This window comes from Microcoleus sp. B3-D7 (genome assembly GCF_036705305.1).
Lineage (GTDB): Bacteria > Cyanobacteriota > Cyanobacteriia > Cyanobacteriales > Microcoleaceae > Microcoleus.
Window position 1 is genome coordinate 11,651 of sequence record NZ_JAUBUE010000004.1, and the last position, 15,452, is coordinate 27,102.

General features: G+C 42.7%; 15 protein-coding genes. 11 read left to right on the forward strand and 4 right to left on the reverse strand.

All coding sequences use genetic code 11. From position 1 onward, the window contains the following. Positions 1 to 552 precede the first annotated feature (552 nt). The 9 genes from QUB25_RS04590 to QUB25_RS04630 all read left to right on the forward strand — a co-directional run bounded on the left by QUB25_RS04590 (position 553) and on the right by QUB25_RS04630 (position 10,785). Positions 553 to 3,696 carry a peptidase domain-containing ABC transporter gene (locus QUB25_RS04590; protein WP_333182174.1) on the forward strand — a complete coding sequence of 1,048 codons (3,144 nt, stop codon included), beginning with the start codon at positions 553 to 555 and terminating at the stop codon, positions 3,694 to 3,696. A gap of 174 nt (positions 3,697 to 3,870) precedes the next feature. Beyond that, positions 3,871 to 5,679: an HlyD family efflux transporter periplasmic adaptor subunit gene (locus QUB25_RS04595; RefSeq protein ID WP_333182175.1), complete on the forward strand. Its 1,809-nt coding sequence runs from the start codon at positions 3,871 to 3,873 to the stop codon at positions 5,677 to 5,679. Between the two features lie 59 nt (positions 5,680 to 5,738). After that, on the forward strand, positions 5,739 to 6,200 hold the full coding sequence (locus tag QUB25_RS04600) for a HetP family heterocyst commitment protein (RefSeq protein WP_333182176.1): 462 nt from the start codon (positions 5,739 to 5,741) through the stop codon (positions 6,198 to 6,200). A gap of 404 nt (positions 6,201 to 6,604) precedes the next feature. Then, a complete protein-coding gene (locus QUB25_RS04605) occupies positions 6,605 to 6,880 on the forward strand; it encodes a hypothetical protein (protein ID WP_333037892.1) in 276 nt (91 codons plus the stop codon). A gap of 76 nt (positions 6,881 to 6,956) precedes the next feature. Next, positions 6,957 to 7,232, forward strand: coding sequence for a hypothetical protein (locus QUB25_RS04610; protein ID WP_333136201.1), 276 nt, complete (start codon positions 6,957 to 6,959; stop codon positions 7,230 to 7,232). A gap of 76 nt (positions 7,233 to 7,308) precedes the next feature. Further along, positions 7,309 to 7,584, forward strand: a complete 276-nt coding sequence (locus QUB25_RS04615; protein WP_333037887.1) for a hypothetical protein — start codon at positions 7,309 to 7,311, stop codon at positions 7,582 to 7,584. Between the two features lie 605 nt (positions 7,585 to 8,189). After that, the gene (locus tag QUB25_RS04620) at positions 8,190 to 8,510 is read left to right on the forward strand and encodes a TonB-dependent receptor (RefSeq protein WP_333182177.1); all 321 of its coding nucleotides are present in this window, start codon (positions 8,190 to 8,192) and stop codon (positions 8,508 to 8,510) included. 143 nt (positions 8,511 to 8,653) lie between these two features. Beyond that, positions 8,654 to 10,420 (forward strand): GNAT family N-acetyltransferase, encoded by a 1,767-nt coding sequence (locus QUB25_RS04625; protein ID WP_333064316.1) that lies wholly within the window; start codon positions 8,654 to 8,656, stop codon positions 10,418 to 10,420. 41 nt (positions 10,421 to 10,461) lie between these two features. Continuing rightward, entirely contained in the window at positions 10,462 to 10,785 is a 324-nt protein-coding gene (locus QUB25_RS04630; RefSeq protein WP_333064318.1) for a hypothetical protein, read from the forward strand. 34 nt (positions 10,786 to 10,819) lie between these two features. Here QUB25_RS04630 and QUB25_RS04635 read toward each other — a convergent pair whose 3' ends face one another. Together QUB25_RS04635 and QUB25_RS04640 are read right to left on the reverse strand one after the other, a co-directional pair. Continuing rightward, positions 10,820 to 10,969 (reverse strand): hypothetical protein, encoded by a 150-nt coding sequence (locus QUB25_RS04635; RefSeq protein ID WP_333182178.1) that lies wholly within the window; start codon positions 10,967 to 10,969, stop codon positions 10,820 to 10,822. Then, positions 10,926 to 11,072, reverse strand: a complete 147-nt coding sequence (locus QUB25_RS04640) for a hypothetical protein (protein WP_333182179.1) — start codon at positions 11,070 to 11,072, stop codon at positions 10,926 to 10,928. The genes QUB25_RS04635 and QUB25_RS04640 overlap by 44 nt, the downstream gene beginning before the upstream one ends. Positions 11,073 to 11,660: 588 nt before the next feature. On the opposite strand from QUB25_RS04640, the gene QUB25_RS04645 reads away from it, so the two are divergent. Both QUB25_RS04645 and QUB25_RS04650 read left to right on the forward strand, forming a co-directional pair. Further along, the gene (locus QUB25_RS04645; RefSeq protein WP_333182180.1) at positions 11,661 to 12,668 is read left to right on the forward strand and encodes a hypothetical protein; all 1,008 of its coding nucleotides are present in this window, start codon (positions 11,661 to 11,663) and stop codon (positions 12,666 to 12,668) included. Between the two features lie 85 nt (positions 12,669 to 12,753). Continuing rightward, positions 12,754 to 13,494, forward strand: a complete 741-nt coding sequence (locus tag QUB25_RS04650) for a peptidylprolyl isomerase (protein ID WP_333037871.1) — start codon at positions 12,754 to 12,756, stop codon at positions 13,492 to 13,494. 119 nt (positions 13,495 to 13,613) lie between these two features. On the opposite strand, the gene QUB25_RS04655 is transcribed toward QUB25_RS04650, so the two are convergent. Both QUB25_RS04655 and QUB25_RS04660 read right to left on the reverse strand, forming a co-directional pair. After that, positions 13,614 to 14,300 (reverse strand): hypothetical protein, encoded by a 687-nt coding sequence (locus QUB25_RS04655; RefSeq protein WP_333182181.1) that lies wholly within the window; start codon positions 14,298 to 14,300, stop codon positions 13,614 to 13,616. Further along, positions 14,297 to 15,415 carry an AAA family ATPase gene (locus QUB25_RS04660; RefSeq protein WP_333182182.1) on the reverse strand — a complete coding sequence of 373 codons (1,119 nt, stop codon included), beginning with the start codon at positions 15,413 to 15,415 and terminating at the stop codon, positions 14,297 to 14,299. Before QUB25_RS04660 ends, QUB25_RS04655 begins: the two co-directional genes overlap by 4 nt. Positions 15,416 to 15,452: the final 37 nt, after the last annotated feature.

Genomic DNA, 15,452 nt, shown 5'->3' on the forward strand with positions numbered 1-15,452 from the left:
CAGGATTGAGCGGCTTTTAGCCTGGGTCACATAGCCAGATTAGATGGTAAATTAATTGCTTGAATTGCTGCTACAAACTAACAGCAATCAATTTTTCTTTACCACGATCGGGCCCTGGACTTCACAAACAAGCGCCGAAAATTGATGGTTTTTTGCATCCTGAAGGGAAATTTTTACGTAGATATACGTATACCGGGCACAACATTTGCCTGCCCCAGCTTCACAGAATCTTCATAATTATCCGTAATAGTACGGTAGGTTTATAAAGATTCGGTAAAGATTGCCCTTATAGGTAGCCAAAATCACGATTCTGTAAGTTAAACTGGGAGCCAACCAAAACCACACTTACGTAATCACCACACAATCCTGAAAAAACGCAATTTTATATATCCTAAAGGCGTTGAAGGGATGTCGTAACTAAGGGGTAGTCGTCGGACATATCGACAAACAGTTTTTAAGCCAACTAGGTTGCAACTAAACCAATAAAAATTGCTCATAACCGGGTTAGTTGTAATTCAAAAAAAATGTTTCTTTTTTTTAACAGGGTAAGTTATGAAAAAAAAATTAGGCGTTGAAAATCACATTTTTAAAACCAGAGAAGCCTTGGAAAATTTTCCGGCTATTCAGAAAATTTTCGAGGAAGTCGGTGCAGAACCGACATTAATGACGAAATTAAATACAGCCTGTGAAATTTGTGAGTTTCAGCTCGGAGATGAAATCACTCAATATCAAACATCAGATAGCAACAATTTCATTGAAAAAGAACAGAGCGATCGCAATTTTTATTTAGTTTGCGAGGGAAGAGTCAGGCTACTAGCGGTAGAAGCCTCTCAACAGCAGGAGATTTCGGCGGTTGTACTGGAAGTCGGAGCAATATTTGGGACAGATGACCGATTTATAGACAGCGGATTGCCTTACAGGGTAATTGCAGCCGACACTTGCCAAATCGGTCGAATAGCGGCCACCACCTTGCAGGTTATTTTAGAGGAATTCCCGCAACTGCAACAGCATTTGCAGCAAGAATTTCAAGAGCGACAGCGGTTAATATTTTTCAAAACACAAACAGATTTGCGATCGCTCGCTCCCCATCAACAACAGCTTCTGTGGCCGCACTTACTTCCTTATATAGAAGAAAGCCGAATTCCTGCCGGAGTTTCCCTCGCTGAGCATTGCCAAAACTCCCACAATCATTTTTGGCTCCGCAGGGGTCAAATTCAAGGTCAAGCACCGCTAATTCTCGGCAGTAAGTGGGAACATTCAGACGTAAAGAGCGACTGGATAGCGCTAACAGACCTGCTAATTTACCAGCTTAGCAGCGAACAGTGGCAAATCGCCAACGCCACAATTAGTTCCGAAAGCAATTCCCGCCCTAAAATCATCCGCAAACCTCCAATTTTAAGCTTAGTAACGCCGCCCCAAGATGCCAGCTCTACCTCACCAACCGAGCCATCAAAATTAACCGCAGTTGCTCAGCAAAAACCCGCAACCGGAATCATCAGCTTTCCCAAACCCAAGCAGCGGCGCTGGTTGAGCAGCAGACACCCATTCATTCAACAACAGAGCTCAGCAGATTGTGGAGCTACTTGCTTAGCCATGATTAGCGAATATTGGGGTAAAAAATTCAGCCTAAATTACTTGCGGGAATTGGCAGAAATCGGCCGCAGTGGCGCGTCGCTCAAAAGTCTGGCAAAAGCAGCGGAAAGGATGGGATTTCAAACCCGTCCCGTGCGAGCTTCTTTAACTCCGCTGCGGAATCAAAATCCCTGGATTGCTCACTGGCAAGGCAATCACTACGTGGCAGTTTACCGCTTTAAAAATCAACAGGTTTTAGTGGCAGATCCGGCGGCTGGCAAGCGGTGGATGAGCATTAAAAATTTTACCGAAAATTGGACTGGGTACGCCCTAATTTTAGACCCGACAGCGGAACTATACCGCAATCACAGTGCCGAACATCAAGGCATTAAAATTAAAGATTTTGTTGGCATAGTCTGGCCCTACCGCGCTGCAATCGCCCAAATTCTCATCCTCTCCTTGTTGCTCCAAATATTTGGTCTAGTTACTCCCCTATTTACCCAAATAATTCTAGACCAAGTGGTTGTCAGCAAAAGCATAGTAACTCTGCACGTTTTTGCGCTCGGACTGCTGCTGTTTAGTGTTTGGCGAACGCTGTTGGGTGCAACGAGACAGTATTTGCTGGATTATTTGTCGAACCGCATTGACCTGACTTTAATTAGCGGCTTTATCAGTCACACTCTCAGTTTGCCGATCAAGTTTTTTGAATCTCGTCAGGTGGGCGATATCTTGACGCGGGTTCAGGAAAATCAAAAAATTCAGGCATTTTTGACTCGCCAAGCTATTACGGCTTGGTTGGATGCTTTGATGGCTGTAGTTTACATCGGACTGATGGTTTACTATAACTGGCGTCTGGCGTTGTTGGTGCTGGCGTTGATTCCGCCGATCGTGATTTTGACTTTAGTCGCAACTCCCTTTCTGCGAAAAGTGTCCCGGGAGATTTTTACCGAAAGTGCCAAGCAAAATTCATCTTTGGTGGAAATGATTACTGGGGTGGCGACGGTTAAGGCAACTGCTGCTGAGCGAGAAATGCGCTGGCGCTGGGAAGACCAATTAACCTGCATGATTAATGCTAAATTTCGCGGGCAGAAGTTGGCGAATTCTTTGCAGGTGATTGGGGGTGGGATTAATACTTTGGGGAGTACGGCTTTGCTGTGGTACGGGGCAATGCTGGTGATTCAAGACGAGTTGACAATCGGTCAATTTGTTGCTTTTAATATGATGATTGGGAGCGTGATTTCTCCTGTGCTTTCAGTGGTGGGACTTTGGGATGAGTTTCAAGAAGTGCTCGTTTCGATCGAGCGTTTGGATGATGTATTCTCTGCCCAACCTGAAGAAAGCCCTTACAAGCCAATGCTGGTGCTGCCTCGCCTTCAGGGAAACGTCAAGTTTGACAATGTTTCTTTCCGTTATTCTCAGGATGAGGAACGCAATACGCTGCAAAATCTTTCCTTTGAGGTGCAAGCTGGAGAAACTGTGGCAATTGTCGGCCGCAGCGGTTCCGGTAAGAGCACTTTGGTAAAGCTGCTGCAAGGTTTCTATTATCCAGAAAAGGGGCGGCTGACAATTGACGGCCACGATATTCGGCATATTTCTTTGCAGTCGCTGCGAGTTCAGTTGGGTGTTGTTCCTCAAGATTGTTTCTTGTTTTCGGGAACGATTTTGGAAAATATTACGCTGTATAAAAACGGAAACGATGTGGCTTCTGCAAGCTTGGAACAGGCGATAGAAGTGGCGAAGCTAGCAGAAGCTCATGCTTTTATTCAAGATATGCCACTGGGTTATCAAACTCCTGTGGGGGAAAGGGGAACGAGTTTGTCTGGAGGCCAGCGGCAGCGAATTGCGATCGCCCGCGCTCTTTTGGGCGATCCCCGGATTTTGGTTCTGGATGAAGCAACTTCTTCACTGGATACCGAATCTGAGCGCAGGTTTCAGCAAAATCTCGCCCGCATTAGTCGCGATCGCACTGCGTTTATTATCGCTCATCGGTTGTCTACGGTGCGTAATGCCGATCGAATTTTGGTTCTAGACAAAGGCATTTTAGCCGAACAAGGCAACCACGAGGAATTGATGGCTGAACGCGGACTTTACTATCACCTCGCTCAGCAACAACTCGATATTTAAGTCATTAGTCATTAGTTATTAGTTATTAGTCATTAGTCATTGGTCATTAGTCATTAGCAACCTACACAAGAATAAAGATTATTTTCACTTACTCCTGACTTCTGACTCCTGACTTATAGCTCCTAACAACTGCCAACAGCCAACAGGCATACAGACTAACTGGGAGGAAATACAATGTTTTCACAAGATGAGAAAGAATTAGGCCACGCTCCTAACGAAATAGGTGAAGTCTATGGAGGCGTAGCTTCTAGGCAAGAAAACGAACCCAGAAAAAAAGACCGCTCTTTAGAAGTTGTCGAATCTAAAAATCGCTCTTCTCAAACTCATGACGGTATCAATATTGCCAAATTACAGTTACGGCAGCCTGATGCGAATAATTGGTCTACTTCTTTGCACTCGGTACTCGACCAGCCACCAGTATCTTTTCCGCAGCGTTTGATATTAGGAGGAATGGTTTTTTCCGTAGCTTTTGGAGCGTGGGCAACTTTGGGAAAAATTGACGAGGTTGGTCATGCTCAGGGCAAATTAGTTCCCAAAGGCGCTGTTTACAAAATTCACCCGACGGATACGGGAAAAATTATTAACCTCGCTATCAAAGAAGGCCAAAAAATCAAAGCTGGACAATTATTGGCCGAATTAGACCCGGCGAATGCCCAGAGCGAGGTGGAGCGTCTTGAGAAAATTCTGGACGCTTATCGGATTCAATTGATGCAAGAGATGAGTTCGATCGAGAGAACTCGACTGGAAGTTGAAGCGAGCCAAGCTATTGCTGCTGCAGACCAGCGGGGGGCTGAAGCTGCGATCGCCCGTGCTCGCGCTTCAGCCGCCACCACGCAGTCTCAAATCGAGCAATTGCAAGCAGATTTAGTATCTCAGCAAGCGCGCAAGCAACAGCTCAAACCTCTGGAAAAGAATGTGCAAGACTTGCTCTCGCAACTGAAAACAGATATTAACTCGCAGCAAGGGCGGCGCGATCAGGTGAAACCATTGCAACGCAAGACTCAAGAATTGCTGGTGCAATTGCAAGCAAAAGTAGCGGCTCACAAAGAGCGGATCGCGCGTCTCAAACCTTTGGTAGATGAAGGTGCACTGTCAAAAGACGTATTGTTTCAAGCTGAGGAAGCTCTGCGAGAAAGCGAAAATGCGGTGATTAGAAGCCAGTTGGGGGAGACAACTCAGGCTGACGATCGCGCCTTTGAAGTCGAGCAAACCGTTCGCGATAGGCAAAGTGCTGCGATCAGGAGTCAACTGTCTGATGCAACTGGGGTTAAGGAAAGGTTGTTTGAAGTCGAGCAAAATTTGCGCGATCGAACTAGCGCCATTTCTCAAGCCGAAGGTGAATTAACCCAACAATTGGCAGAAGTCGATCGACTGCAAGCCGAAGCCGCCAGCAAACAAGCCGCAGCGCGCCAAACGCAGTTAGAAAAAGAGCAAAAAATTCAGCAGTTGGAAATGGAATTAAATCAAGTCAAATCCAAAATTGCCGAAACCCAAACCCTGCTCGATCAAGCAAAAAATAAGCTCAAACAAAGATTTCTTTACGCACCCGTCAGCGGAGTGATTTCCGCACTCAACATTCACAACACTGGCGAAGTAGTTCAACCGGGCCAAACTATTGCAGAAATGACTCCGAATCAGGCTCCGCTAGTGCTGGAAGTGAATTTGCCAAACCGAGAAGCGGGATTTGTCAAAACCGGAATGCCGGTGCAAGTCAAATTCGATGCTTTTCCTTATCAAAATTACGGCGTCATTCCGGGAAAAGTTTTATCTATTTCGCCCGATGCCAAAACAGACGAGCGATTGGGTGTTTTTTACCGGGTGGAAGTGAGTATCGATCGAGACTCAGTGAAAGCCAAAAATCAAACCTGGAAACTCAAAGCTGGCCAAACAGCTACTGCGGAAATTGTCATTCGCCAGCGCAGCATAGCCGACATTTTGCTTGACCCTCTCAAGCAGCTACAAAAGGGCGGCATGAGTTTGTAGAACTTAGTTAAGTGGTTGTTGTCCTTTGTCACTCTTTATACACAAAACAGGATAAAATAATGACTTCCCAATTCCACCATTCTGCCAATCATTCCCAAGTTGGAATCAAACCCGAACAATTGGATGAGATAATTTCAGCGATTCTGGCAGGAAAGTATTCTTGGGCTTGTTTTTTACTTTTGCGGTGCACGGGTTACAACCCTCTCGACTATATCCCTTACCGTACTTCCAACCGCTTGCTTAAGGAAAACAGTCAAATCAGCAAGTCGAGTAAATCGGAAACTAAGTCTGCATTGGGCAAAATTGCTGATTTAGATCATCTGGAGGTGGTGAGGGAAAAACGAGCCGGAGTTCGAGGGGGTTATGTAACTGAGGCTTTTAGCGAGTTGCACTCAGATACCAGAGGTTTTGGGCTTGAAGTCAAGGAAGAGCCATGTCTCTCGACGCCGACGCTTGATGTTCCGCATCAGGGCTTTTTTGCGACATTAAAGACACGTTGGTTGAATTTCGCGGGCGAGTAAATTAGTTGCTCAAAACAAAACCCGATTGCGGGCGTTGGGTGTACCTGTTTTTTGGTTGACTCATCGCGGGCGATCGGGTTTTTGAGTATCGAAAATCCGCGCTTTCAATAAATCTGCCAAAATGGCAACCTTAGCCAAATTAATTACTTTATACTCAGAAACCCGATTTTAGCTATTGTGGATTTATACTTCTTTGCGATCGATTTTAATACAGTTAGCCCTCTGTTTAGGCAATGCCAGTCTTACTCAATTTGATTGAGTAGCCTCCCTTTTTCGTTTTCAGTGCCTGTCAAAATTAATCTGCCAAAATGGCAACACAGTTCTGATTAGCCTAGCTATATTAAATACAGAACAACTAAAGGTTGCTTCTAGCAAATAAATCACAAACAACAAGGAAAAAAGCCATGATTATTTCCGACTTGAATTACTTGGAAACTGCTGAAACTTCTGCTGTAGTTGGTGGTATCTTTTTCGGCAAACTCAACTCCAATGTTTATGCCAACCTCAATGTTAAGGAACGCTTTGACGTTGACAAGATTTACACACAATATGTTGACGTTAAGGGCAATCTAGCGACAGCTCAATCTGAAGCTTTTGGGAAAAATACCTCCACCCAAATCTTTACTACTGTTGTAGAAGGTAAGTATTCTGCCTCCACAGGATTTTCGGCTGCTAGCTAGCATATAACTCCAATTCATACAGAACAACCAAAGGTTGCTTCTAGCAAATAAATCACAAACAACAAGGAAAAAAGCCATGATTATTTCTGACCTGAATTACTTGGAAACTGCTGAAAATTCGGCTGTCGTTGGTGGTATATTTTTCGGCAGACTCAACTCAAATGTCAACGCCAAACTCAATGTTAAGGAACGCTTTGACGTTGACAAGATTTACACGCAATATGTTGACGTTACGGGCAATCTAGCGACAGCTCAATCTGAAGCTTTTGGGAAAAATACCTCCACCCAAATCTTTACTACTGTTGTAGAAGGTAAGTATTCTGCCTCCACAGGATTTTCGGCTGCTAGCTAGCATAGAACTCCAATTCATACAGAACAACCAAAGGTTGCTTCTAGCAAATAAATCACAAACAACAAGGAAAAAAGCCATGATTATTTCCGACCTGAATTACTTGGAAACTGCTGAAACTTCTGCTGTCGTTGGTGGTATCTTTTTCGGCAAACTCAACTCCAATGTTTATGCCAACCTCAATGTTAAGGAACGCTTTGACGTTGACAAGATTTACACGCAATATGTTGACGTTAAGGGCAATCTAGCGACCGCTCAATCTGAAGCTTTTGGGAAAGATACCTCCACCCAAATCTTTACTACTGTTGTAGAAGGTAAGTATTCTGCCTCCACAGGATTTTCGGCTGCTAGCTAGCATATAACTCCAATTCATCAAGTCACTTGGTAATTGGAATAAGTAGGTGGGCAGAAACAATTCTAACTATGTGGTTTGTAGTAGGGCTTCAGAGTTCAAGCCCTACTAATAACTTAATACAGAGACTTGAGGTTTTATTACAGAGTCAGGTTGATTCTGACCGCCTTACTTAGATGATTTACGTAGTTGATTAATTGGCTTTTAGACAAGTAATTAACTGACAAAATCTTGTTTTAAATGAAGCCGTAGGTAATTACCATCTACGACTCACAAATTTAGGATTTATCCAATTTTATAATCAACAAAAATTGGTGTTAAACTCATGACTGACTATAAAGTTGTTGTCAAACGCCTAGTCTCACCCGATGGTAAAGTTATTGCTGAGGCGAAAAGCGTAGTCGAAGCATCTGGCGATGATCGAGGTGAAATTAGTCAAAGCGTTTCTGTAAAGGTTTCATCTAATAGCTCCAGCAGTTACGCCAAATCGAGTTCTAGTAGTTCTTCTTCATCTAGTTTTAGCAGCACTTCATCAACATCTAGTTACTCTAGTATATCTTCAATTTAATAATGAATTTTGTCTTTTAAAAAAAAATCGTGATACTGCCATGAAATATTGCTTAATTATCTCTGACTTAAGTTATTTAGAACCCATTAACGAAAGCACAGTTATAGTAGGTGGTGGCAATGTTTACGCGGATACATTTGCCACAACAAAAGCAGAGCCTGGATATGCGATCGCTGTTGCAGGTGGATTTGCCATGGGTAATCAAACTTATACAAATACTGTAACCAACACAACGGTTAAAGACTTGGGTAGTCTTGAGTATAGTAAAGCCAATGCAACAGCCACAGCCTATGCAAGGACTGGAAACCAAAGTGCTTCATCTACAATTCGCAGTACTTCTATTTCATTTTTTGGGCGTTAATAGTCTCACCCGATAGGAAGATGATCGATACTGCGATTTTAATGTTGCACAAGATACTTGTTAGACATCCTCTCAGGAGGATTAGAAGAATCTAGTCTTAATCGACAAATATGGGAAGTATAATTGGTGAGGGAAAAAATCATATGCAGATTGAGAAAATTGATAATTTTGAAACATTTAATAAAATTAGAGAAAATTGGAATTCTGTATACGCTGCTGATCATCAGGCTCAGTTCTTCCTATCCTGGATTTGGTTATCTGGATGGTTGCAGATGGTGTATGAGCCGTGGTTCATATTAGCTGCAAAACCAGATACCCATGATTCATCCTATGTGGCTTTTTTTCCTCTAAAAATTTTATTAACCCACCAGGATGGAGGCGGCTTTGAAACTGAAATCTGCATGGCCGGAAATAGCATGGCAGATTACACAGGACTTATTTGTCTGCCTGGTTATGAAGCAGAAGTAATTCCTGCTTTTGCTGCTTACATCCAGCAAAAGTTAGTATGGTCGAGTTTCAATATAAAAAGTATTCTAGAAACAGATACACGGATGTCTCTATTCTTGAGTAATTTCTCTGCCGATAGTTTTGAACTCCGTCAACTCCGCATTCAAAGTGTGAATGAAGAAGAACCCGATATTTATCTTGCTCCTTATGTTTCATTACCCGATGACTGGGAGCAATATCTGCAAAACTACGTCGGTGTCAATACTCGCCAAAAAATAAGACGCTTTTTAAGGCAAGTTGACAGCTCTAACGAGTTTTATATCACCCAAGTTGACGCAGACAATTTGGAATCTCATATTGAGATACTACTCAAATTCTGGGAGTCCAGATGGAAAAAGCAAAAAGGAGATACCTGTGAGGTAATTTTGGGTTACAATCGCCTTATTTTACGTCATTGTTTTGAAAATAACTGTCTGTATCTTTCGGTTCTGTGGAAAGGAGACAGACCTTTAGGGGCGATCGCCAACTTTGTGGATTTTCAGCAAAAATCCATGCTATTTGTGATTACAGGTCGCGATCAAACCTTTAAAAATCCTCCACCTGGGCTTATCCTCCATGCTGATGCGCTCCGATACGCGATTCAAAATGGATTTAAAGTGTACGACTTTTTAACGGGGAATGAGGAATATAAGTATTCTTTTGGAGCTAAAGATCGCCACATTCAGCATATCGTAGCCACATACAAGAATGGTCAGAAAAGACAACAGGATGTTAGGGATCTTATTTCTTTAGCACTTCAGCTCGCTGTTCGAGATCATCGATTGAACCGACTCACCAAAGCTGAGCAGCGATACCATGAGATTCTGAAAGCTCAATCAAATCACCCAGAAGCACTCTATGGACTGGGGGTGTTGATGAGGCAAAAAGGCGAGTACCAAACTGCAGAAAATTTACTGAAAAACCTGCTTCAGGTGCAGCCAAACTCTATCAAGGCTTTATTTGGTTTGGGGAATTTATATCAAACTCAAGATCGGTTATCCGAGGCGATAGAAACCTATCATCAAGTCTTAGCTCTACAGCCTGATGCGATCGCCGCATACAATAACCTTGGCTATGCTCTACAGCAGCAAGGCAAATGGGAAGATGCGATCGCCTACTATCAAAAAGCACTAGAACTAAAGCCTGATTGCGTTGAAGCTGAGGTTAACTTAGCCAATGCACTTCATGCTCAAGGAAAGCTCTCCTTAGAGAAACAAGGTCATTACGCGGCAATGAACAATGATTTAGGCTCGAAATGTAAACAAGTAGGCGATTTAAAAACAGCGATCGCCTACTATCGCCAGTCCATATCTATGAAACCAGATTTAGCAGAGGCTCACTATAATTTGGATCTGGTGCTGCAAGAACAAGGTGAATATCAAACTGCAAGTACCTGCGAGCGAAAAACTCCCATACCTGCTTAGTCCACAAATGAGTTTTGATTAGTTTACAAAGGAGGAACCTTATGTTGATATATGATTTGTCCTACATCGAAAATGTTGCAGAAAACAAGTTGATTTTAGGTGGTGCTGCATTGGGATTAGATGCCTTTTCATCAGTAGACAGTGGAAACACTTTGACTGCTATAGACATTATTTTTAGAAACCAAGGCAAAGTTACGAAAGCAACGGGTACGGGAACAGCTATAGCGATGGGCACTGATCCTCTAGCTGGTGTTGATGTTTACTACGCAGGCTTTGATAAAGTGAAAGTAAAAAGTAAATCAGGAACAGGAGCAAACTATGCTTTTGAGACGGTTACTGTAAAGGCGATGGACTTGCCACACTAACTGTGATGGCTTGTAGTAAAGGCTTAAGACCTTTTTAGCTTTTAATGATTGACCACTGCATCACGGGTACGAGCGGTTTCTGGCCGAGGAAAGAGCCGATCGCCCCAACTCGCTGAATGCCAATTCTAATTACTTCCGCATCATGGCAGGTGCAGGGCGATCGCGATCGCCCTGCACCTGCCATGACTCCGCATCCATTCGATCGCGATCGTATTCAAATCGGCTAAATCCGTCGCCTTCCCGGCTGATGCAAGCCCCTCCAACTGCCGTTCCAAGTCCCCTCCCATCCGCTCAACCACAGTCCTCAAACTGCTGCCAAACCCCGCTCTGTTAATCACAATTCAGGAACGGGAGCAGCGGTGTGTCGATCGGGCCTCAACACCAGCAAGCCTGCGCCCGGATACAAAGAGTGTAAAAATTGAAAATTTGCGTAAGTCTTATAATTTCAAACAAATCTGCCAAATTGGCAACATACCTCTAATTAGTCCAGATATATTGAGGTAAATCGCAATAAAACACGGTTTTTGCTCATCTTTAGCAGTCCGCCTTAATACTTTTTGAGTACGGGCGAGTGCAAGGAAGGTGCAGTTTAAATTTATACAAGCCTTTTGAGAGTGATGGTGATGGCTAAATCAAATGCCATTGGCAATCAGTACCGATCGCCCAGATTGGTATTGGTAACAATTTTTTCCTGTCCTATTTTCTGGATGCACCAAGGTTCATTTATTAAAAACATTTCAGTCTTTAGTCTGAAGTCAAAAGCAATTGTTTCACACTCTTTAAAATCCTACATTGGCATTCATTGAGATTCGCAATGTCGGCGCTCGTGCAAGTGATTTTCGTCTTTACAGACAAGTAAAAGGAGATAAATCGCGATGCCTCCATTCGATTCATTAGCTCCTGAGCCCTTAAATAATATTGTTGGAAACAGCAATAGTTTAAACACCTTGAATTCGGTGGCGAATAACCCTGGTGCGGGCAGCAGCAGTAGTTCCAGCACATCTAGTGCCTTTGTAGATAACAGCGGTGCAGGCAGTACCAGCAGCGCGACAGCAAGTTCCCCGATGGGAAGCAGTACAAGTAGTGAGACTGCTTACGCTGTGGGGGCTACATCTAGCAGTGGCAGCGCGATAGCGAGTGCTTCTACAGTGGCGCCCCCAACTACTAACGCCACAGCGCCAACACCCACAGCGCCAACACCCACACCGTCAAATAATGACGGTTCAACGTTCACCCCCGTGACTGGTGGCACTTCTAGCAATTCAAGTCCTTCTAATTTCTCTCCAGACAGTACGGGTACTGGCGACGAGAGTACGATCGACAGCAACGGCGACGGATATTGGCTGGGCACCAACGACAGCGATGTGATTACTGGCGATAGCGGGAGTGATCGAATTTTTGCAGGAAGCGGCGACGATATTGTCCAAGCTAACAGAGGTGATGATGCGATCGATGGAGGCGATGGAAACGACACTTTGCGAGCAGGGAAAGGTCAAGATTTGCTAATTGGCGGCAACGGCGACGATTTTCTTTGCGGCGACTTCGGCACCGATACATTGATTGGAGGTAGCGGCGCTGATACCTTTGCATTTCAACCCGAAACAGCGAGTGCAGCAGCTAATCCATTGTTAGCCGATCGAGTCGTTGATTTTAATCCTGCTCAAGGCGATCGAATTGGGCTGATAGGGAGAATTTCGGTAACAGACTTGACACTCGTCGCGTTTGATACGGATGGTGACGGTACGACAGACGCGACTCTGCTCAAGTTTAGTTCAAATAATGGCGATCGAATTTTAGCTGTTGTTTTGGGAACAGTTAACGCCGCGGGTGCAACAACTTTGAGCAATGCTGATTTTATTAGTTTGCCAAATAACATCTTGTAGCTAACCGTTAACCCTTAACCCCAACTACCCCGCAGGAAGCGTCGGGGGATGAAGTTAATAAAGTTATATAGGTTGAGAGAGAAACATGAAGGACTTTTACGGACCCTTGATTGAAGCAAGTGAAATCATCGAACAACTCAGACAAGAGATGCAATTAAAAACATTTAGTCAAAAGGTTTTGCAGAAAAAAGTTATTGAGAAAGCCGCCCGGGAACGGGGGTTAACTGTGACTCCCGACGAAATTCAAGCTGTGGGCGACCAACTCCGCCGCGAGAAGCGTTTGGAGAAAGCGGCGGACACGATTGCTTGGCTGGTCGATCAGATGATTTCTGTAGAAGATTTAGAAGCCGGGATTTGCGATCGGCTCCTCAGCCAAAAACTAGCCGAACACTTGTTTAGCAAAGAAGTAGAAAAGATTTTTGTTCAAAACAAACTGCAATTCGACCAAATAATTCTTTATCAAATAATTGTTGCCAACCGCCAGCTTGCTCAGGAACTATTTTATCAAATTCAAGAAGGAGAAATCAGCTTTTTTGATGCTGCTCATCTTTACGATATTGACGAAAATCGTCGGCATATATGCGGTTGCGAAGGCAAGGTTTATCGGTGGGGTTTAAAACCAGACATAGCCGTCGCCGTATTTAGCGCTAAACCCGGAGAAGTGATTCGTCCAATTGAAACAGAGCTAGGATATCACTTGTTCCTGGTTGAAAAGTTTCTCCCGGCGGAATTAACCCCTGAACGGTATCAAGAAATCTTGCACAATCTGTTTAACGAATGGTTGGCGAACGAAGTCAACTATTTATTGTACAGTTCTAAAGTGTAGGTAGCGCGCGGAGCACAGAGAAGCATAAGTGGTTTGACGCGCTACTTATAGCGCTAAGGTGTGGTGTACATGGAACCCTACATATAGAGGTTCTACATAAGTCGTATAATTGTTGCCATTTAATTTTGTAATTTGGATTTAACTATATTACAAAAATCCATGAAATGTCGAAAAGTAGTAAGTTGTTCTGGGTGAACTTGAATTCTTGCCAATAGCTGTTCTAAATAAAATTGCTTGAGTACATCTCCAGGTCGTTTCTTAGAATAGGTAATATTTTTAGCTTCAAATAACAATCTCAAATAAGCTCCGTGAAACTGAGCGTGAGTATTAAAATCTCGATATTTTCCCATGTTTTCAGGACAGTTAACTGAAACATCATAATATTTAGTATAATCTAATAAAGGTTTGTTTTGAGGATTTCTAGAATAAATCTTGCGATTGCCCAGCAGCCAACTTTCCAAGCAGCGATTCTGAAATATCAGTACAAGTTCTGCATTGTTTAATTTCAATTTTTGCTGACTTAAAAAATCATCAATTTCAGTTGTAAGTTCGGCAACAGTATTTTCCTCGGCATCCAGACACACTACAAAATAGCTGTATTTTCCGTTTGAGTTGATTTCCGCTATCGCAGGCGGGATAAAATTGTATAACGAAGGATATCCTTCACCGCTAATCAAGTAATAATTTTTTTCCTTCACATCATCGCAATTGTCAACTCGCTGCAATTCCGGTAAAAGATAAGCCAGCCAAGCAGGATAAACTTTGCTTTCCGATTGTGTTCCTTCAACCAAAAAATACAGATTCATTCAACTTTGATTCCTTCGCTATATTCTTCAAGATTAATCAGTTGCATAAAAGCTTGATGCCTAGATTTTCCCAAATTCAAATCTTTAGCATCTATAACAGTTACAACCCCACCTTTGCGAGTGACTATTTTCCAGTGTTCCATCCCAATATTATTGATTATGTAGGGATGGTGGCTGGTGAGAATGAATTGGATATTTCTATTTTCTACAATCAAATCTGTCACAACATCTATACAGTTAATTCCCAAGCTGTTTTCAAACTCATCGATCAAGATTACAGTGCCTTCTGGCGACAAATACAGTTGGCTAATGTGAATTAAGGTTTTCAGCATCCCTGACGAGATATTGTCTTGAAAAATCCACTCCTTGACACCTTTCTCTTTTATCTGAATGGGAAATTTGGGGGATGAATTATCATATTGTATCGCTTCTATTTTAATATCTTCCACTTGAGGGAATGCCTGTATAAATATGCGCTTAATATTATTGAAAATTTCTGGATGATGGCGGTAAACAAGAACCAGTTTCATCTGGATTTGCAAGTCACTTGCTTTAATATAATCTAATAAGAAAACATCGCTTACTGAGGTTGTTGACATCATTACACTCATATTGTAAAAGAAATCAAATGAACTTAAATCATAGCTAACTATTTTATTAAAACCCTGTTGAACAGGTGAAATATCTTCCTCTTGGTTTAAAATTTCTACTACGCTTTGAAATGGCGATAATTTCGGAGTTTTATTTCCGTGAAATATAATTTTATGAGGTGTTCTTTCTATAATTACATTTTTCTCTCTTAATAAATGTTCTCGAACAATTTTAAATTCATTAGTTTCGTCTTGTTCCTCAAAAATGATAGGCAGATTTTTTTTTGTTTCAAATTCGCCTTGCCAGCGATATTCTACATTGTTTACTGTCGAGAATGTAACGTCCCATGCTAAACCGTTTAACGAAGCACCATTAGCTATTCGCTGTAAATTAAAAATTCCTTTTAAAATTTGTGTTTTGCCGACACCAGAGACACCAACTAATAAAGCCAAGTTGGAAAAATATATCGGTTCAAAACGCCACTCTCGTAAATTATCCCAAAAAGCTACTTTTTTAATTCTCATTTACCCCTCCTCTCTATTAATTATCTGCGTCCACCAG

Bases quoted from the DNA above. Each gene is read 5' to 3' on its own strand.
- QUB25_RS04625 (WP_333064316.1), top strand. From the start codon at position 8,654: ATGCAGATTGAGAAAATTGATAATTTTGAAACATTTAATAAAATTAGA.
- QUB25_RS04605 (WP_333037892.1), top strand. From the start codon at position 6,605: ATGATTATTTCCGACTTGAATTACTTGGAAACTGCTGAAACTTCTGCT.
- QUB25_RS04660 (WP_333182182.1), bottom strand. From the start codon at position 15,415: ATGAGAATTAAAAAAGTAGCTTTTTGGGATAATTTACGAGAGTGGCGT.
- QUB25_RS04635 (WP_333182178.1), bottom strand. From the start codon at position 10,969: ATGGCAGGTGCAGGGCGATCGCGATCGCCCTGCACCTGCCATGATGCG.
- QUB25_RS04600 (WP_333182176.1), top strand. From the start codon at position 5,739: ATGACTTCCCAATTCCACCATTCTGCCAATCATTCCCAAGTTGGAATC.
- QUB25_RS04615 (WP_333037887.1), top strand. From the start codon at position 7,309: ATGATTATTTCCGACCTGAATTACTTGGAAACTGCTGAAACTTCTGCT.
- QUB25_RS04630 (WP_333064318.1), top strand. From the start codon at position 10,462: ATGTTGATATATGATTTGTCCTACATCGAAAATGTTGCAGAAAACAAG.
- QUB25_RS04640 (WP_333182179.1), bottom strand. From the start codon at position 11,072: ATGGGAGGGGACTTGGAACGGCAGTTGGAGGGGCTTGCATCAGCCGGG.
- QUB25_RS04645 (WP_333182180.1), top strand. From the start codon at position 11,661: ATGCCTCCATTCGATTCATTAGCTCCTGAGCCCTTAAATAATATTGTT.
- QUB25_RS04655 (WP_333182181.1), bottom strand. From the start codon at position 14,300: ATGAATCTGTATTTTTTGGTTGAAGGAACACAATCGGAAAGCAAAGTT.
- QUB25_RS04620 (WP_333182177.1), top strand. From the start codon at position 8,190: ATGAAATATTGCTTAATTATCTCTGACTTAAGTTATTTAGAACCCATT.
- QUB25_RS04650 (WP_333037871.1), top strand. From the start codon at position 12,754: ATGAAGGACTTTTACGGACCCTTGATTGAAGCAAGTGAAATCATCGAA.
- QUB25_RS04610 (WP_333136201.1), top strand. From the start codon at position 6,957: ATGATTATTTCTGACCTGAATTACTTGGAAACTGCTGAAAATTCGGCT.
- QUB25_RS04590 (WP_333182174.1), top strand. From the start codon at position 553: ATGAAAAAAAAATTAGGCGTTGAAAATCACATTTTTAAAACCAGAGAA.
- QUB25_RS04595 (WP_333182175.1), top strand. From the start codon at position 3,871: ATGTTTTCACAAGATGAGAAAGAATTAGGCCACGCTCCTAACGAAATA.